The sequence below is a fragment of the Mesorhizobium sp. CA5 genome, assembly GCF_020165105.1.
Classification (GTDB): domain Bacteria; phylum Pseudomonadota; class Alphaproteobacteria; order Rhizobiales; family Rhizobiaceae; genus Mesorhizobium.
The window spans coordinates 188,840-205,778 of the sequence record NZ_JAIUHJ010000005.1 but is presented as its reverse complement, the minus strand read 5'-3'; the positions used below and the strand labels follow the sequence as shown (position 1 = coordinate 205,778).

The 16,939-nt window shown below is 64.6% G+C and carries 19 protein-coding genes; all 19 read left to right on the top strand.

Annotated elements, in window-relative coordinates:
* Positions 1-22 precede the first annotated feature (22 nt).
* The 19 genes from LB529_RS09125 (at position 23) to LB529_RS09035 (ending at position 16,931) form a co-directional block, all read left to right on the top strand.
* Entirely contained in the window at positions 23-1,144 is a 1,122-nt protein-coding gene (locus LB529_RS09125; RefSeq protein ID WP_224710881.1) for a DUF1217 domain-containing protein, read from the top strand.
* A 7-nt stretch (positions 1,145-1,151) separates the two neighbouring features.
* Positions 1,152-1,874, top strand: a complete 723-nt coding sequence (gene flgF / locus LB529_RS09120; protein WP_095766387.1) for a flagellar basal-body rod protein FlgF — start codon at positions 1,152-1,154, stop codon at positions 1,872-1,874.
* A gap of 4 nt (positions 1,875-1,878) precedes the next feature.
* On the top strand, positions 1,879-3,285 hold the full coding sequence (gene fliI / locus LB529_RS09115) for a flagellar protein export ATPase FliI (protein ID WP_224710880.1): 1,407 nt from the start codon (positions 1,879-1,881) through the stop codon (positions 3,283-3,285).
* Positions 3,266-4,042, top strand: coding sequence for a hypothetical protein (locus LB529_RS09110; RefSeq protein ID WP_224710879.1), 777 nt, complete (start codon positions 3,266-3,268; stop codon positions 4,040-4,042). Before fliI ends, LB529_RS09110 begins: the two co-directional genes overlap by 20 nt.
* Positions 4,043-4,237: 195 nt before the next feature.
* A complete protein-coding gene (flgB, locus tag LB529_RS09105; protein WP_224710878.1) occupies positions 4,238-4,618 on the top strand; it encodes a flagellar basal body rod protein FlgB in 381 nt (126 codons plus the stop codon).
* 2 nt (positions 4,619-4,620) lie between these two features.
* Positions 4,621-5,037, top strand: coding sequence for a flagellar basal body rod protein FlgC (gene flgC / locus LB529_RS09100; protein WP_095766383.1), 417 nt, complete (start codon positions 4,621-4,623; stop codon positions 5,035-5,037).
* Positions 5,037-5,366, top strand: coding sequence for a flagellar hook-basal body complex protein FliE (locus tag LB529_RS09095; protein WP_095766382.1), 330 nt, complete (start codon positions 5,037-5,039; stop codon positions 5,364-5,366). Before flgC ends, LB529_RS09095 begins: the two co-directional genes overlap by 1 nt.
* Before the next feature lie 4 nt (positions 5,367-5,370).
* Positions 5,371-6,159 (top strand): flagellar basal-body rod protein FlgG, encoded by a 789-nt coding sequence (gene flgG, locus LB529_RS09090; protein ID WP_095766381.1) that lies wholly within the window; start codon positions 5,371-5,373, stop codon positions 6,157-6,159.
* Between the two features lie 6 nt (positions 6,160-6,165).
* Entirely contained in the window at positions 6,166-6,687 is a 522-nt protein-coding gene (gene flgA, locus LB529_RS09085) for a flagellar basal body P-ring formation chaperone FlgA (protein ID WP_224710877.1), read from the top strand.
* A gap of 149 nt (positions 6,688-6,836) precedes the next feature.
* Positions 6,837-7,925 carry a flagellar basal body P-ring protein FlgI gene (locus LB529_RS09080; protein WP_224524643.1) on the top strand — a complete coding sequence of 363 codons (1,089 nt, stop codon included), beginning with the start codon at positions 6,837-6,839 and terminating at the stop codon, positions 7,923-7,925.
* Between the two features lie 2 nt (positions 7,926-7,927).
* Positions 7,928-8,539: a MotE family protein gene (locus tag LB529_RS09075; protein WP_095766378.1), complete on the top strand. Its 612-nt coding sequence runs from the start codon at positions 7,928-7,930 to the stop codon at positions 8,537-8,539.
* The gene (flgH, locus tag LB529_RS09070; RefSeq protein WP_224710876.1) at positions 8,536-9,240 is read left to right on the top strand and encodes a flagellar basal body L-ring protein FlgH; all 705 of its coding nucleotides are present in this window, start codon (positions 8,536-8,538) and stop codon (positions 9,238-9,240) included. The genes LB529_RS09075 and flgH overlap by 4 nt, the downstream gene beginning before the upstream one ends.
* 18 nt (positions 9,241-9,258) lie before the next feature.
* On the top strand, positions 9,259-9,753 hold the full coding sequence (fliL, locus tag LB529_RS09065) for a flagellar basal body-associated protein FliL (protein ID WP_224710875.1): 495 nt from the start codon (positions 9,259-9,261) through the stop codon (positions 9,751-9,753).
* A complete protein-coding gene (gene fliP / locus LB529_RS09060; RefSeq protein WP_224710874.1) occupies positions 9,750-10,481 on the top strand; it encodes a flagellar type III secretion system pore protein FliP in 732 nt (243 codons plus the stop codon). The genes fliL and fliP overlap by 4 nt, the downstream gene beginning before the upstream one ends.
* Before the next feature lie 247 nt (positions 10,482-10,728).
* Positions 10,729-11,724 (top strand): flagellin, encoded by a 996-nt coding sequence (locus LB529_RS09055; RefSeq protein ID WP_140842058.1) that lies wholly within the window; start codon positions 10,729-10,731, stop codon positions 11,722-11,724.
* Between the two features lie 259 nt (positions 11,725-11,983).
* Complete coding sequence (locus LB529_RS09050) at positions 11,984-13,054, top strand: flagellin (protein ID WP_224707839.1); 1,071 nt, start codon at positions 11,984-11,986, stop codon at positions 13,052-13,054.
* Positions 13,055-13,227: 173 nt separating this feature from the next.
* Positions 13,228-14,886: a flagellar basal-body MS-ring/collar protein FliF gene (gene fliF, locus LB529_RS09045; RefSeq protein ID WP_224710873.1), complete on the top strand. Its 1,659-nt coding sequence runs from the start codon at positions 13,228-13,230 to the stop codon at positions 14,884-14,886.
* A gap of 3 nt (positions 14,887-14,889) precedes the next feature.
* Positions 14,890-15,516 carry a hypothetical protein gene (locus LB529_RS09040; RefSeq protein WP_224710872.1) on the top strand — a complete coding sequence of 209 codons (627 nt, stop codon included), beginning with the start codon at positions 14,890-14,892 and terminating at the stop codon, positions 15,514-15,516.
* Positions 15,513-16,931, top strand: coding sequence for a MotB family protein (locus LB529_RS09035; RefSeq protein ID WP_224710871.1), 1,419 nt, complete (start codon positions 15,513-15,515; stop codon positions 16,929-16,931). Before LB529_RS09040 ends, LB529_RS09035 begins: the two co-directional genes overlap by 4 nt.
* Positions 16,932-16,939: the final 8 nt, after the last annotated feature.

Genomic DNA, 16,939 nt, shown 5'->3' with positions numbered 1-16,939 from the left:
GCTTCGGCCGGAGGCACGCCCTTTGCTTAGTACCTACCTCAGCTACCAGTTGATCGCCAAAGACATCCCCAAGTCTATCGCCCGCATCGAGCAGCAGCCGACGGTCGATCGCGACACCCAATACTATCTGGCCAACATCACCAAGGTGAAATCGATCGACGATTTCGTCAACAACGACCGCCTGTTCAAATACGCCATGAAGGCCTACGGGCTGGAGAACATGGACTATGCCAAGGCCTTTATGGTCAAGGCGCTGAAGGAAGGCGTCTCCAATCCCGACAGCTTCGCCAACAAGCTGACCGACAAGCGCTACGCGCAGTTTGTCGCCGCATTCAACTTCGCGGCGGATGGCGCCGATGCGACGGTCTACAATCCAGCGCAGCAGCTGGTCACGAAGAACTACGCAATGCAGGCTGAGATCGCCGGTCTCGACCCGGATTCGGACTATGTGAAGGGCGAGACGACATATTATCTCGCCAACATCACCAAGGTGAAATCGGTCGACGACCTGATGTCGAACGACCGGCTCTACACCTACGCGCTGGCCGCGTTCGGTCTCGACTCCGCCACCGAAGACAAGGACCTGATCAGGCAGGTCCTTGAGGGCGGTGTGCGCGATCCGGACAGCGTTGCCAACAAGCAGACCAACAAGGCCTATGCCGGGCTGGCCTCGGCCCTCAACTTCGAGCAGTACGGCGCAAATGCCACCACCTATGTTCCGGCGCAGCAGCCGACCGTCGACATGTACATGCGCCAGACGCTGGAGGAGGATGCCGGCAAGACCAATGAAGGCGTGCGGCTGGCGCTCTATTTCCAGCGCAAGGCACCCGACATCACCAGCTGGTACGACGTGCTCGCCGACACCGCTTTGGCCAGCGTGGTCCGCACCGCGCTCGGCCTGCCCGATTCCTTCGCCACCGCCGATATCGACAAGCAGGCGCAGCTGTTCGAGCAGAAGCTCGACATCAAAGACTTCACCGACCCCGAGAAGCTCAGCAAATTCCTGACCCGCTTCACCAGCATGTACGAGATCAACCACCCGACCTCGACGGCGGTGACGTCTGTCAGTGTGCTCTTCGCGCAGCCGACCAGTGTCGGCATCTCCACCGATTTGATGATGGCCATGCAGCAGTTGAAGTTCTGAGAAGATCATGCAGGATAGCCTTTACGTCGCCCTTTCCTCGCAGATCGCGCTCGAGCGCCGTCTCGACACCATCGCCGACAACGTCGCCAACGCCTCGACAATCGGCTTTCGCGCCACCGGCGTGAAATTCGAGGATATGGTTTCGGGCACCGGGCCGAAGTCGGTTTCCTTCGCCTCCTCCGGCAAGACCTATCTTTCCGGCGCGCATGGCGCGCTGACCGAAACCGGCAACCCGTTCGACTTCGCCGTCCAGGGCGACGCCTGGTTCGCCATCGAGACGCCCGCCGGCACGGTGATGACGCGCGACGGCCGCTTCTCCATGAACGAGAACGGCGAATTGATGTCGATCGAAGGCTACCCCGTCCTGGACGGCGGCGGCGCCCCGATCCAGCTCGATCCGCGCAACGGCCCGCCCAAGGCGGGCGCCGACGGCTCGCTCAGGCAGAACGATCAGCTGGTCGGCGCGATCGGCCTCTATAATTTCGACCCCGGCGAGAATTTCGTCCGCTACGGCAATTCGGGTGTCGTTCCGGCGCGCACGCCCGAACCCGTCACCGACCGCTCGGACGTCGGTATCGCCCAAGGGTTTCTGGAAGAGTCGAACGTCAACCCGGTGCTGGAAATGACTCGGCTGATCCAGGTGCAGCGCGCTTTCGAGAACACGGCGGCGCTGATGCGGCAGACCGATTCCTCCACCGACGACGCGATCAAGACGCTCGGCTCGAAGTGACGGCATGACGACCGGCTCGTCCCTGTTGCGCGCTTCCGACAGCCCGGCGGATACTGGACGGCCCGACAGGTTGGCCGCGCTCGAACGCATCTGGCAGCGGTTCGACGATCCGCAGGCGCTGCTTTCACGCGGCGGCCGCGTCGCCGAGATCTCGCCGACGCATTACAAGGTCCGCGGCCTGTCCGGGATTGCCAGGCTCGGCGACATCGTCGAGCAGCGCGGCAAGGCCGGCGCACGCCGCGGCGAGATCGTCAAGATCGGCAGCGACGAGGTGGTGGTCGCGCCTTTCGAACGCAGCGCCGACGCCGGCATCGGCGACGTCGTTTTCCGCCGCGGCCCGCTCGCGGTCGCGCCGCATGTCTCCTGGCGCGGGCGCGCCATCGATGCCTTGACCCGTGTCATTGACGGCGGACCGCCGCTGATCAGGCCGAACGTCGCCGAGGTCGCGCATGGCGCGACGCCCGGCGCCCTGGCGCGTCAGCGCGTCGGCACCGGCTTTCTCACCGGCGTCAGGGTCATAGATATCTTCACGCCGCTCTGCTTCGGCCAGCGTTTAGGCATCTTCGCCGGCTCCGGCGTCGGCAAGTCGACGCTGCTTGCGATGCTGGCCGGCGCCGAGGCCTTCGATACGGTGGTCGTGGCGCTGATCGGCGAGCGCGGCCGCGAGGTGCGCGAATTCCTCGAGGATACGATCGGCGCCCAGAGCATGGCCAAGACCGTCGCCGTCGTCGCCACCAGCGACGAAAGCGCCATGATGCGCCGGCGCGCGCCCGATACCGCCATGTGCGTGGCCGAGCATTTCCGCGACCAGGGCCATCGCGTGCTGCTGGTGCTGGATTCCATCACCCGCTTCGCCCATGCGCTGCGTGAGGTGGCGACGGGAACCGGCGAGCCGCCGGTCGCGCGCGGCTATCCGGCCTCGGTCTTCACCGACCTGCCGAAGCTGCTCGAACGAGCCGGGCCGGGGGCCGAAGGCAAGGGTTCGATCACCGCCATCATCTCCGTGCTGGTCGACGGCGACGACCACAACGATCCGGTCGCCGATTCGGTGCGCGGCATCCTCGACGGCCACGTCGTGCTCGACCGCGCGCTTGCCGAGCAGGGTCGTTATCCGCCGGTCAATCCGCTGTCGTCGATCTCGCGCCTCGCCGACAAGGCTTGGAGCGCGGAGCAGCGCATGCTGGTGACAAGGCTGAAATCGATGATCGCGCGCTTCGAGGACACGCGCGACATCCGTCTGCTGGGCGCTTACCAGAGCGGCGCCGATGCCGAGCTCGACATCGCGGTGCGCCAGGTGCCGCTGATCTATGAGGCGCTCACGCAATCGCCGAGAGACCGCGCATCGGCCGATCCGTTCGCCGACCTCGCCCGCCACCTCAAGGGGAAGCTGAATGGCGATCAAGGAGACTGAGCTCCAATACACCGAGCGCATGTTGCGCGACATGCTTGCCGAGGCCGAGGCGGCGGAGAAAGCCGGCGCCGATGAAGCAAGAATTGCCAGGAACAGAGCCGCGCGCGCCAGGACGGAGAAGGCGACGGCTCTTCTAAACAGAGCCAACAGGCCGCATCCGCCGAGGGCGACCGCCGATATGGCACAGGCCAGCCGCGATTCGTTGCTCGACGGGCTTTTTCCCCGCACCGAGTGGCCTGAGCCGCCGAAAGCCCAGTTCCCGCGCCTCGCCGACAAGAGCGCGGACCGCCGCAGCGATTTCGTCATCGCCGCGCTCGGCATCACGCTCGGGCTGATCTGCGCCTTGTTTCCCTGGTACATTTTCTTCAACCAGGAGCAGTTCGGCGTTCAGGCCATCAAGTTCGGCGGCAGCGGCAGCAATTCCGGACGCGAGGGTGGCGGCGTTGTGGCCGAACGCAGCGGGCCGCTGACGGTCAAGGACATTCCAAATGCCGATATCGACCTGTTTGCCACCGGAACGGTGCAGGACGACCCCGCGCCGGCGCCTGGCGAACAGCCCTTCCCGGCCGCCGCTTCGGAATTCAAGATGGTGCATGCCGCCAACGGCCGCGCGATGATCGAGGACGATACCGGTCTGTGGATCGTGCAGCGCGGCTCCGTCCTGCCGGATTCCAGCCGCGTCGCCTCGATCGAGCAGCGCGGCGGCAAATGGGTGATCGTCACCAGCGCCGATAAGGTGATCCAGCTCTCGAACTAGCCGCTAGAGCATGATGCCGAAAAGTGTGAAGCGGCTTTCGGACGACGTCGTGCTCTATTCCTTGATTTAGAAGAGGATTCAGATTTCAGGTCCATAGACCTGAAATCATCCGGCTCCAGGGCGCAAGCCCACCCCGCGCAAGGTCCACGCAAGACTGGCCGCCTAGTCTTGCGCGTACTTGCCCGGGAGATTCCCATGGAACCCGTAAATCTTTTCGATCTCGCCACGCGGCAGTCGCAATGGCTGGCCGTGCGCCAGTCGGCGATTGCCTCCAACATCGCCAATGCCAACACGCCCGGCTACACCGCCAATGACGTCGAGCCCTTCGAAAAGGTCCTCGACCGGACCGCGGTGACGCTTGCCGGCACGCAGACTGGCCACCTTGGCGGCGAAAGGGCCAATGCCGGCTTCAACGTCAAGCCCGAGGACCCTGACGGCGCGATCATGCCGTCGAAGAACACCGTGGTTCTCGAACAGGAGTTGATGAAAGCCGGCGAGGTCCGCCGCTCCTTCGAGCTCAACACGGCGATCGTCAAGGCCTTCCACTCGATGATGACGATGGTGGTGAAGAGCTGATCATGGATGCGCTGACTGCAGCCCTCAAAGTCGCGGCATCCGGCCTTGGCGCCCAGTCCGAGCGGCTGCGCGTGGTCTCGGAGAACCTTGCCAACGCCCAGTCGACCGGCAGCACGCCCGGCGCCGATCCCTATCGCCGCAAGACCATCACCTTCCAGTCCGAGGTCGACCGCGCAACCGGCGGCTCGCTGGTGGAAGTCAACGCGATCTCCCGCGATCCTTCGGACTTCCCGATCGAATTCCAGCCCGGCAACGAAGCCGCCGACGCCAAAGGGTACGTCAAGATGCCCAATGTCAACACATTGGTCGAAATGGCCGACATGAGCGAGGCGAACCGCTCCTATGAAGCCAACCTGCAGGTGATCAAGCAGGCTCGCGATCTGATTTCCATGACCATCGACCTGATGAGGAACCAGTAATGATCGGCGGTATCGGGGCAATACAATTCAAGACGGCGGTTGACGGGGCGGAGCAGGCGTCACCGAACCTGCTGCAGGGCGGCGTCGGAACGCAGACCGGCGAAAGCGTCGGCAGCAGCTTCGCCGAGGTGCTCAGCCAAGCGGCGACGAAGACCGTCAACACGCTGCAGGGCGCCGAGCAGATGTCGATACAGGCCCTGAAGGGCGACGCCGATACGCGTCAAGTTGTCGATGCGGTGCTGAGCGCCCAGCAGGCGCTGCAGACCACCATCGCGATCCGCGACAAGGTCGTCTCGGCCTATCTCGAAATCAGCCGCATGAGTATCTAGCGTCATGAAAGCCCTTGCCATCGCCGCCACCGGCATGAATGCCCAGCAGACCAACCTGGAAGTCATCGCCAACAACATCGCCAACATCAACACCACCGGCTACAAGCGGGCGCGGGCCGAATTCTCCGACCTGCTCTACCAGGTCGACCGCACCCAAGGGGTGCCCAACCGTTCCAACACCTCGCTGGTGCCGGAAGGCGTCTCGATCGGTCTTGGCGTCAAGACGACGGCGGTGCGCAACGTCCACACGCAAGGCGAGCTGACCAGCACCGGCAACAGCTTCGACCTGGCGTTGACCGGCAGGGGCTGGTTCCAGATCGAGGGCGCCGATGGAGCCACGCTCTACAGCCGCGCCGGCGCCTTCAACACCAACGCCACCGGGCAGCTCGTGACGGTCGACGGCGCCAATGTCATTCCGGCCATCTCTGTGCCGACCGACGCGGTCGAGGTGATCGTCAACAAGACAGGCCAGGTCTTCGCCCGCATCCAGGGCCAGACCGACCTCCAGCTGCTCGGCCAGCTTCAGATCGCCAACTTCGCCAACGAGGCGGGCCTGGCGCCGCTCGGCGACAACCTCTTCCAGGAAACGGCCGCCTCAGGCCCGGCCAATGTGGGCGTCCCCGGCGATCCGGGCTTCGCCACGATCCAGCAGGGCTATCTCGAATCCTCCAACGTCGATCCGGTGAAGGAAATCACCGAGCTGATTTCGGCGCAGCGCGCCTACGAAATGAATTCCAAGGTCATCCAGGCCGCCGACGACATGGCCTCGGTGGTCTCAAAGAACATCAGGTAACGGATGATGGCCTGGCCGATCTCCTCCGCACTCCGTCGCGCCGTGCTGGCCACCGTCCTGGTGGCCGCCGGCACGCCGGCTTTGGCGCAGGACCCGACCGGCCAGTCGGCAAACCAGATCGCCGCCGGCCAGGTCGTCGGCGAGGCCGTGCTGATCCCCAACCGGGTCATCTATCCCGGCGAGATCATCGAGCCCGCCTCGCTCAAGCAGGTGACGCTCATCCCCGGCAAGCACAAGCCGGACGGCATGGCGACGCGCTCGGAGGAGCTTCAGGGTAAGGTTGCCAAGCGCACGCTGCTGCCCGGCCGCTACATCCCGGTGACTGCCATCCGCGACGCCTGGCTGGTCGAGCAGGGCGCTTCCGTGCAGGTCTATTTCACCGCCGGCTCGCTCACCATTTCGGCCGCCGGCGTCACGCTGCAGCCAGGTGCTGCCGGTGACCAGATCAAGATCCGCAACACCGACAGCGGCAAGATCATCTCGGGCACGGTGATGGCCGACGGCACCATCAAGGTCGGCGCTTCGTGATGCGCGCCTTTGTTCTTCTGCTGAGCGCCGCCATCGGCCTGCAGCCGGCATTGGCGGATGGGCTGACGCCCAAGGCCAAGCGGGAGCTCGCGCAGAAAAACGGCGGTGTCTACGACGATCCGGAATACGATCCGGCCACCACCCAGCGCATGTTCCGGGTCTCGACCGGGCCAAGCACGTTGCCGCCTGGTCAGGTCGCGGCGCGCATCAAGGACATCGCCCAGCTGCAGAGCGCGCGCGACAACCAGCTCGTCGGCTATGGTCTGGTCATCGGCCTCGCCGGAACCGGCGACAGCCTGCGCAACTCACCGTTCACCGAACAGTCGATCCGGGCCATGCTGGAGAATCTCGGCATTGCCACCGAAGACGGCCGCGCGCGCTCCAAGAACGTGGCCGCGGTCATCGTCACCGCCAACATGCCGCCCTTCGTCCAGTCGGGCAGCCGCATCGACATCGACGTCTCCTCGATGGGCGACGCCACCTCGCTCGCCGGCGGCACGCTGGTGATGACGCCGCTGAAGGCGGCCGACGGCGAAATCTATGCCGTCGGGCAGGGCTCGGTGATCGTCGGCGGTTTCACCGCCCAGGGCCAAGCTGAGCAGTTGACGCAAGGCGTGCCGACCGCCGGCCGCGTGCCGAACGGCGCTATCGTCGAGCGCTCGGTGCCGGCCGAGTTCGATGATCAGGGCGTGTTGACGCTGCAATTGCGCAATCCCGATTTCTCGACCGCCATCCGCATCGCCGACGCCATCAACGACTACACCTCGCAGCGCTTCGGCATGCGGGTCGCCGCCGAACGCGATGCCCGCACGGTGCAGATCAGGCGGCCGAGGAATGTCTCGGCCGCGCGTTTTTATGCCGAGATCGAAAATCTCGTCGTCGAATCCGACGCCCCTGCCCGCGTCGTCATCGACGAGCGCACCGGCACCATCGTCATCGGCAGCAATGTCAGGATCTCGCGCGTGGCGATCAGCCACGGCACGCTCACCGTGCGCATCACCGAAGCGCCGAAGGTGGTTCAGCCGGAACCCTTCTCCAGGGGTCACACCGCCGTCGAGCCCTTCACCGCCATCGAGGCGAGCCGGCCCGACGCCCGCGTTGCCGTGCTCGACGGTCCCGACCTCGAAACGCTGGTCTCGGGCCTCAATCGCCTCGGCGTGAAGCCCGACGGCATCATCGCCATCCTGCAAGGCATCAAATCGGCCGGCGCCTTGCAGGCCGATCTGGTTCTCCAATAGGCATGCCGATGATCGCGCTTTCCTCCCTAACACCCCGCCGTCACCTGAGCTTCCGGGCCATCGCAGCAATGGTTGCTCTGCTTGGCGGCACCGCTGCCCATGCGGACGAGGTACGACAGGTGTTGCCGGGCGGTCAGGCGCCGGTTCAGCCGGCACAGCTCACACATGAAAACGCGCCGCTTCAGCCGGCTGCGCTCGCAGGCGGCAAGGCGCCGGACGAAAGCGAGATCCAGCGCTTCTGTTCCAACATCGCGGACGCCGCGCGCGACCGCCGCTACGCTCTCCAGGCCGAGGAATTGAAGCAGCTGCAGGCCGGCATCGACGAGCGCATGAAAGCGCTGGAGGCAAAGCGGGCCGAATACGAGGAATGGCTGAAGCGCCGCGAGGTGTTCCTGGCGCGCGCCGAGGACGGCGTCGTCAAGATCTATGCCGGCATGAAGCCCGATGCCGCCGCCGAACGTCTGGCGATGGTCAACGCCGAGCTCGCGGCGGCCATCCTGATGAAGCTCGATTCGCGCAAGGCCGGCGTCATCCTGAACGAAATGGACCAGAAGGCGGCGGCGACGCTCACCGGCATCATGGCCAGCGCGGCGCGAAGGGTTGATCCGTCATGAAGTTGAAATTGCTGGCCCTGATCGCCCTCGCCACCCTGGCCGGCTGCGGTACCGATCTCAGGGAGGTCGGCAGGGAGCCCGCTTTGTCGCCGGTCGGCTCCGGCATCGGCGAAGGCGGTTCCGGCCCTTACAGCTACCCCGAGCCGCCTGCCTCCCGGCCGAAGAAATTCTCGCTGTGGGACGATCGCCAGAGCCGGCTGTTTACCGATCCGCGCGCGCTGCGCGCCGGCGACATCCTGACCGTCAACATCAGGCTCAACGACAAGGCCAATTTCAAGAACCAGAACGACCGCAGCCGCACCGCCGCGCGCAAGCTTGGCTATGACGTCAATCTCGGATGGGAAAAGGCAAGCACCAGCGGCAAGGGCGACGCCGGCCTGAGCTCCAGCACCGAGACCAATGCCGATGGGGAGATCAAACGTTCGGAAAATCTCGAGCTCAATGTCGCCGCTGTCGTGACAGACGTGCTGCCCAACGGCAATCTGATGATCAGGGGCTCGCAGGAGGTGCGCGTCAACTACGAGCTTCGGGTGCTGACCATCGCCGGCATGGTCCGTCCGTCCGACATCGGCGCGGAAAACACCATCCCCTACGAGCGCATCGCCGAGGCGCGCATTTCTTATGGCGGCCGTGGCCGTGTGAGCGAGGTCCAGCAGCCCGCCTATGGCCAGCAGATCCTCGACCAGGTTCTTCCTTTCTAGGGCCGGGAGAGCGCTGCCGTGGCAAATGTCGAGCAAGTCCAGCCGAAGAAGGGACCTTCCCTGGCGATCCAGCTCGCCATGCTGTTGGCCATGACCGGCGCGGCCGTCGGGATGGGTTGGCTTTCCGGCGGCTATCTCAAGCAAGGCGAAACGCCGGCAGCGGTGCCCGCAGCGCCGGAAAACGCCGGTGCCGCGGAAAAACCCGCCGAAGGCGGCAAGGCGGGCGCCGGGCCAGCGCTGGTGCAACTGGCGCCGATCACTACCAATCTCGCCTCGCCGTCGGAAGTCTGGATCCGGCTGGAGGCGTCGCTGCTCTACGATGCCCCGCAGCCACAGGAAGTGACCGAGCAGATCCACCAGGACCTGCTTGCCTATGTGCGCACGCTCAAGCTGCATCAGATCGAAGGCGCCAGCGGCTACCAGCATCTCAAGGCCGATCTCGAGGAGCGCGCGGCGCTGCGCAGCGGCGGCCACGTCAAACAGGTTCTCGTCAGGACGATGCTGCTCGAATGAGAAAGTTCCTCATAGCCACGGCGCTCATCGTCGTCACCACGTCCGTCGCTGCGGCTCAGCAGCTCGATCTTGGCGGCATCGGCAAGGCCGACGGCACGACCGTCGGCTATCTGATTCAGATGTTCGGCCTGCTCACAGTGCTCTCGGTGGCTCCGGGCCTTTTGATCATGGTGACGAGCTTCACCCGCTTTGTCATCGCCTTCTCGATTCTGCGCGCCGGCATCGGCCTGCAATCGACGCCGGCCAACCTGATCCTGATCTCGCTGTCGCTGTTCATGACCTTCTATGTCATGGCGCCGACCTTCGACCAGGCCTGGAACACCGGCGTCAAGCCGCTGATAGACAACCAGATCACGCAGGGCGAGGCGTTCGAGAAGATTTCCGGCCCGTTCCGCGACTTCATGCTGCACAATGTGCGCGACAAGGATTTCGACCTCTTCGCCGACCTCGCTCGCGAGCGCGGCCAGACCGTCTCGCGCGAGACCGTCGACCTGCGCATCCTGGTGCCCGCCTTCATGATCTCGGAGATCCGGCGCGGCTTCGAGATCGGCTTCCTCATCGTTCTGCCCTTCCTCGTCATCGACCTCATCGTCGCCACCGTCACCATGGCCATGGGCATGATGATGCTGCCGCCGACGGTGGTATCGCTGCCGTTCAAGATCCTGTTCTTCGTGCTGATCGACGGCTGGAACCTTCTGGTCGGCAGCCTGGTACGATCCTTCACCTGATCGTTTCCGCCGGACCGCGCGCAAGCGTGCCGCGTCGCGTCTCGACGGCTTGAGGAAGGTGCGCGCAAGCCTTCCAACATTATTTTCGATTAACCGTCCGATTTAGCTCTTTGGTAGCAACTTGCCGCCATAGTCGCTCGCAGATGGCGGGTGACCCGACTGAGCGGTCATTGGCATGATGCCGCACCGTCATACCGGACATGCCGGTATGTCAAAAAAATCCGTGTAAAAACAAGGTACGAGTACCATGGCCAGTATCATGACCAACGCCTCGGCGTTGACCGCTCTGCAGAGCTTGAACGCCACCCAGAAGAACCTCGACACCACCCAGTCCCGTATCTCGACGGGCTATCGCGTCTCGCAGGCTTCCGACAACGCCGCTTACTGGTCGATCGCCACCACGATGCGTTCCGACAACCAGGCCATGTCCACCGTTTCTGACGCGCTCGGCCTCGGCGCCTCGAAGGTCGACACCGCTTACACCGGCATGGACAGCGCGATCTCGACCATCAACCAGATCCAGCAGAAGCTGACCGCTTCCTACGGCCAGACCGATGCTTCTAAGGAAAAGACCCAAGTCGAAATCGCCGCTCTTCAGAACCAGTTGAAGGCCTATGCGGATGGCGCCACGTTCTCCGGCACGAACATGCTGTCGGTCAACAGCGGCGCCACCGCCACGAGTGCAGCCGACGTCAAGATCGTTTCGGCCTTCAACCGCGATGCCACCGGCGCAGTTTCGATCTCGACGATCGACGTCAAGGTCGACAGCATCAAGCTGTATGAAGCCGGCACCGCGGCTGGCGTGTCGAAAGGTATCCTCGACGCCGACCGCGTCGGTGCGACTGGCGCTGTCACCACCACTGCGCAAAACCCGACCCTGGGTGCGGCAGCTGCGGCGGGCGACACCTATTCGGTCGCCACGATGAAGATCTTCTCCGGCACCACCGCTGCAAGCGATACCCAGATCGCGGATATGATGAAAGTCGTCGACGCCGCGCTGAAGGACATGACGACCGCCGCGACCAAGCTCGGCGCCGCCAAGAGCTCGATCAACCTGCAGAAGACCTTCACGTCGAGCCTGATGGACTCCATCGATCGCGGTGTCGGCCAGCTCGTCGATGCCGACATGAACAAGGAATCGACCCGCCTCCAGGCGCTGCAGGTTCAGCAGCAGCTTGGCGTCCAGGCGCTGTCGATCGCCAACGGCTCGTCGCAGTCGATCCTGTCGCTCTTCCGCGGCTGATCGCTTCATACTGACCGGACCAAAGCATCGGGCCGCGCCAAAAGCGCGGCCCGATTTGCGTTTGCTCAAGGCTCGCGCAACCCTCGTTCCCTAACCTCTCGGAAGCCTACTTTTAACAGGCCATTAACCATATCGCGCTAGGTATGGTTAACCAATCACTTAGGTTGTCGAATCGGCCCGACCGGCACGATTCGCAACCCATGGACAGGTCGAGACCCGGCCTGCGTGGCATGCCGGCTTTTGAGAAGGAGCGAGTTTCTTGGCGAGCATCATGACGAACGCTGCGGCGTTGACTGCACTTCAAAGCCTCAACGCCACCAACAAATCGCTCGAGCAGACGCAGGCCCGGATCTCGACCGGCTACCGGGTCTCCGAGGCCTCCGACAACGCCGCCTACTGGTCGATCGCCACCACCATGCGCTCCGACAATTCGGCGCTGTCGACTGTGCAGGATGCGCTCGGTCTCGGCGCCTCGAAGGTCGATACAGCCTACACTGGCATGAACAACGTCCTTTCGACGATCGGCCAGATCAAGACCAAGCTTTTGTCGGCTGTCGGCCAATCGGGTGCCAACAAGGCCAAGACGCAGACCGAAATCACCACGCTGCAGGCGCAGATGAAATCCTTCGCCGATGCCGCCACCTTCTCCGGCTCGAATTATCTTTCGGTGACGTCCAAGCAGGTCGCGGCCGCCAATGACGGCGTCCAGCCCGACGCCCAGATCGTCTCCTCGTTTAACCGCTCCTCGTCCGGCGCCATCTCGCTCGGCACCATCGACATCAATGTCGAGAGCACCAAACTGTTCGATTCCGGCCTCGCGACGGCCGTCAAGAACCAGGGCATTCTCGATCGCAAGACTTCGATCTATTCCACCGCTGCGGACCAGTCGGCATATGATGCCGCTTACGCGGCCTCGATCGCCGGCGGCGCCACCGACATCGCCGCCAACACCGCGGGTCAAGCCGCTGTGTCGGGCTCGCCCGTCAAGATCGACAACGTCTCCGCCTTCAATCTCGACATCACGGCAACGGGCGTGACCGACGACATCATCACGCAGATGGTCACCAAGATCGACAACGTCATGAGTCAGCTTACTGACGCCGCCACCGTGCTCGGCGCCGCCAAGAGCTCGATCGACCTGCAGAAGACCTTCACCCAGAGCCTGATGGACTCCATCGACCGCGGCGTCGGCCAGCTCGTCGATGCCGACATGAACAAGGAATCGACCCGCCTTCAGGCGCTGCAGGTGCAGCAGCAGCTCGGCATCCAGTCGCTGTCGATCGCCAACAGCTCCTCGCAGTCGATCCTGGCGCTGTTCAAGAACGGCTAATCGGCAGAAATATTCCGACCGGCGAAAGGCCGCGCCTCGGGCGCGGCCTTTTTCGTTTTTCGATAAGAGCCGGCTCGACGCTTTGCTGGACCTTCGGCGGCACGCCTATCATCCTCGCACAAGCTTCGCGGTCTAGTCTTCCGGCGGACAGTCATGCTGGGAGCGGTTGAATCGTGCCGGAACAGATCCAGAGCATCATCGCGAATTTGAAGAGCTTCGGCGTGAGGCGTCTGGCGCTCATGGGCGGCATCGCGGCCCTGGTCATGGCCGTCATCGGCATCGCGTCGGTCTATCTCAACCGTCCGGCCTATGAGACGCTCTATGTCGGCCTCGAGCGTTCCGACGTCAATCAGATCGGACTGGTGCTGGCCGACGCCGGCATCGGCTTCGACGTCGGCTCCGACGGCACATCCGTGATGGTGCCGGCCGGCACCACCGCGCAGGCGCGCATGCTGCTTGCCGAGAAAGGCCTGCCGACCAGCGCCAACGCCGGCTATGAGCTGTTCGACAATGTCGGCTCGCTCGGCCTCACCTCCTTCATGCAGCAGATCACCCGCGTGCGCGCCCTGGAAGGCGAGATCGCGCGCACCATCCAGTCGATTGCCGGCGTCAAGGCGGCTCGAGTCCACATCGTCATGTCCGAGCGCGCCAATTTCCGTCGCGACGAGCAGCAGCCCTCCGCCTCGGTGGTCATCCGCTATGCGGGCAGCGATGCCGAGAAGAGCGCCATGTCGATCCGCCACCTCGTCGCCGCGGCCGTTCCCGGCCTCTCGGCCGACAAGGTCACCGTGCTCGATTCCAACGGCAACCTTTTGGCCGCCGGCGACGACCCGTCCAACACGAGCGCCGCGCGCACGCTGGGCGTCGAGCAGACGGTCGAGGCGCAGATCGGCGACAACATCCGCCGTGCGCTCACCCCTTATCTCGGCCCGGACAATTTCCGCGCCAGCGTCAAGGCCGACGTCAACACCGACACGCGCCAGACCGAGGAGACGATCTTCGATCCGAACTCGCGCGTCGAGCGTTCGGTGCAGTCGGTGAAGACCAACGAGGCCAGCAACCAGAAGCAGGCTTCGACCCCGACCAGCGTCGAGCAGAACCTGCCCGAGACGCAGACCACCACCACCGAGGGCCCGCAATCCACCTCGCAGAACGACCGCAAGGAAGAGATCACGAACTACGAGATCAATTCCAAGAAGATCGCCACCGTCTCCAACGGCTACACGGTCAACAAGATGTCGATCGCGGTCGTCGTCAACCAGGATCGCCTGAAGACCATTCTCGGCAAGGACGCGACGCCGGAGCAGATCGCCAAGCGAGTCACCGATATCCAGAAGATGGTCGCCTCGGCGACCGGCTTCGACGACAAGCGCGGCGACATCATCGACGTCTCGGCGGTCGAATTCATCAACGGCCTCGACGGCGAGCCGATAGATCAGCCGGGCATTCTCGCCTCGATCGGCACCTATACCGGCACGCTGATCAATGCCGGCGCCTTCATCGTCGTCGTCTTCCTGGTGGCGTTCTTCGGCCTCAAGCCGATGGCCGCCGCGCTGACGGCGTCGGCAAGGCCTGCGGCCATTGCCGGCCCGAGCTTCGACGACGTGCAGCGTTCCTTGCCGACGCCCGATGCGCCGGTCGCCGCGATCACCGCCGAGGCCCCGGCCGGCGCCCTGCCCGGCGCGCGCGCCGGTACAACCCCGCTCGATGACCTGCGCCAGAAAATCCGGCCGGCGCCGCAGGACCGGCTTGCCCGCATGGTCGACCTCAACGAGGAGCGCACCGCGCAGATTCTGCGCAAATGGGCAGCCGTCCCGGAAGCCGTAGGTTAGGCCATGGCCTCCGCAGCCCTCTTCGATCTCCTGCCCGATTTTGGTTCGCGCACGCCGCGTGCCAATCAGGCGCCGACCGCGCGCGACGCCGAGCATCTGTCGGCCGCGCCGGAGCCGCAGGCCGATATCGGCGCGCTGATCGCTGAGGCCGTGGCCGACGCGGAGGCAGCGCTGGAGGCGCGCCTCGCGCTGGCCCATCAGGCAGCGCTCGACGCCGAGCGCCAGGCCAGCGACCAGGCCGCGCAAACATTCCTTGAAAGCTTCGGCGGCGATCTCGGCGCCGCTGTCGCCACGCGCATCGAGGCCATGGAGCAGCGCGTTGCCGAGCTTGCCGGCGCAACCGTCGCCCGTATCGTCGGGGGCCTTCTCAGCGACAACCTGCAGGAGCGTTCGCTCGCCGCCCTTTCCCGTGCCATCAGTGCGGCGGTCGCCGACAGCGAGGCCGTGCGCATCGCTGTCCGCGGCCCGTTGTCGCTGTTCGAGCCGCTGCAGGCGGCGCTCGGATCCCGCGCCGCCAATCTCGACTTCAGCGAGGCGCCGGGCTTCGACCTAACCGTCACCATCGACGAAACCGTGTTCGAGACGCGTATCGCCGAGTGGTCGGCGTCCTTGTCGGAGGTCCTGTCATGAGCGCCGTCGACCATGCCGACCCCCGGCACGAGATCATCATCGTCAAGCGCAATCACGACGGTCATGACGACGGTCACCATGGTGGCGTGTGGAAGATCGCCTTCGCCGACTTCATGACGGCGATGATGTGCTTCTTCCTCGTCATGTGGCTGATCAATGCCGCCAACGAGCAGACCAAGGCAGCCGTCGCCAGCTATTTCAATCCGGTCGAGCTGATCGATCGCAACTCCAGCCGCAAGGGCCTGGAAGATTTGGGCGACGGCCCGAGCAAGGTCGGATTGACCGCGGACAACCCGCAGCAGGGCGCGACCAAGGCGGGCGATGACGGCAAGGGCGGCGCCGGTTCCTCCGAACGCCGGCAGACCAAGGACGGGGCGCAGGATGCCCAGCTTTCCGACGAAAAGCTGTTCGCCGACCCCTACGCGGTGCTGGCGGAGATCGCCGCCGACACAGGCGTGATGCAGAACGTCAGCGCCAAGGGCGAAGGCGGCGCCCAGGCGGCCGGTCCGGCAACCGGCGCATCCGGCGGCGAATCCTATCGCGATCCGTTCGCGCCGGATTTCTGGTCGCAGCAAGTGGCGGCGCCTGGCGCCGAGGCCACCGCCGAACGCGCCAGGATCGAAGGCGATCCGGTCAAGCCCGGCGAGAAGGTCGCCACGACCGCGGTGCCGAAGGTGAAGGTCGTTCCGGCCGCCCCTGCCCTGACGGCCGCGCCGCTGGAGCCGCTGGCAACCCCGCAAAAGACCGACGCCAAGAGCGGGCCAAAGGCCGCGCAAAGCGGGGCCGAGAAGGCGTCCGGCGAAGCAGACGAAACCGAGAAAGCCCAAGGCGGGAAAGCTGAAGTCGACAAGCGCGAGGCTGCAGCGGCCGACACCAAAGCCGAACCTGCGAAGGCGGAAAAGACTGAATCCGAGCAAGCCGCCGACAAAGGCGAAAAGGCGCCGAGCAAAGCCACTCTTCAGGAAGCGGCGGATATCAAGAAGGAGCTCGCCAAGGCATTCCTGCCGGGTGAAAAGCTCGCCGACGGCGTCTCGGTCGAGGGCACCGACAAGGGCGTCGTCATTTCGATCACCGACCAGCTCGATTTCGGCATGTTCGAGATCGGCTCGGCCATGCCGCGCCGCGAGCTGGTGCTGGCGATGGAAAAGATCGGCCGCATCGTCAACGAGAAGAAGGGCACCATTACCATCAGCGGCCACACGGACGCGCGGCCGTTTCGCAGCGACACTTACGACAACTGGCGGCTGTCCACCGCCCGCGCCCATTCGGCCTACTATATGCTGGTGCGCGGGGGCGTCGACGAAAGCCGCATCACCGAGGTCGCGGGCTTCGCCGACCGGAAGCCAAAGATCGCCTCCGATCCGATGGCTGCCGCGAACCGACGTATCGAAATCCTGATGGCGGCCGGCGAATGAGGGCCAAG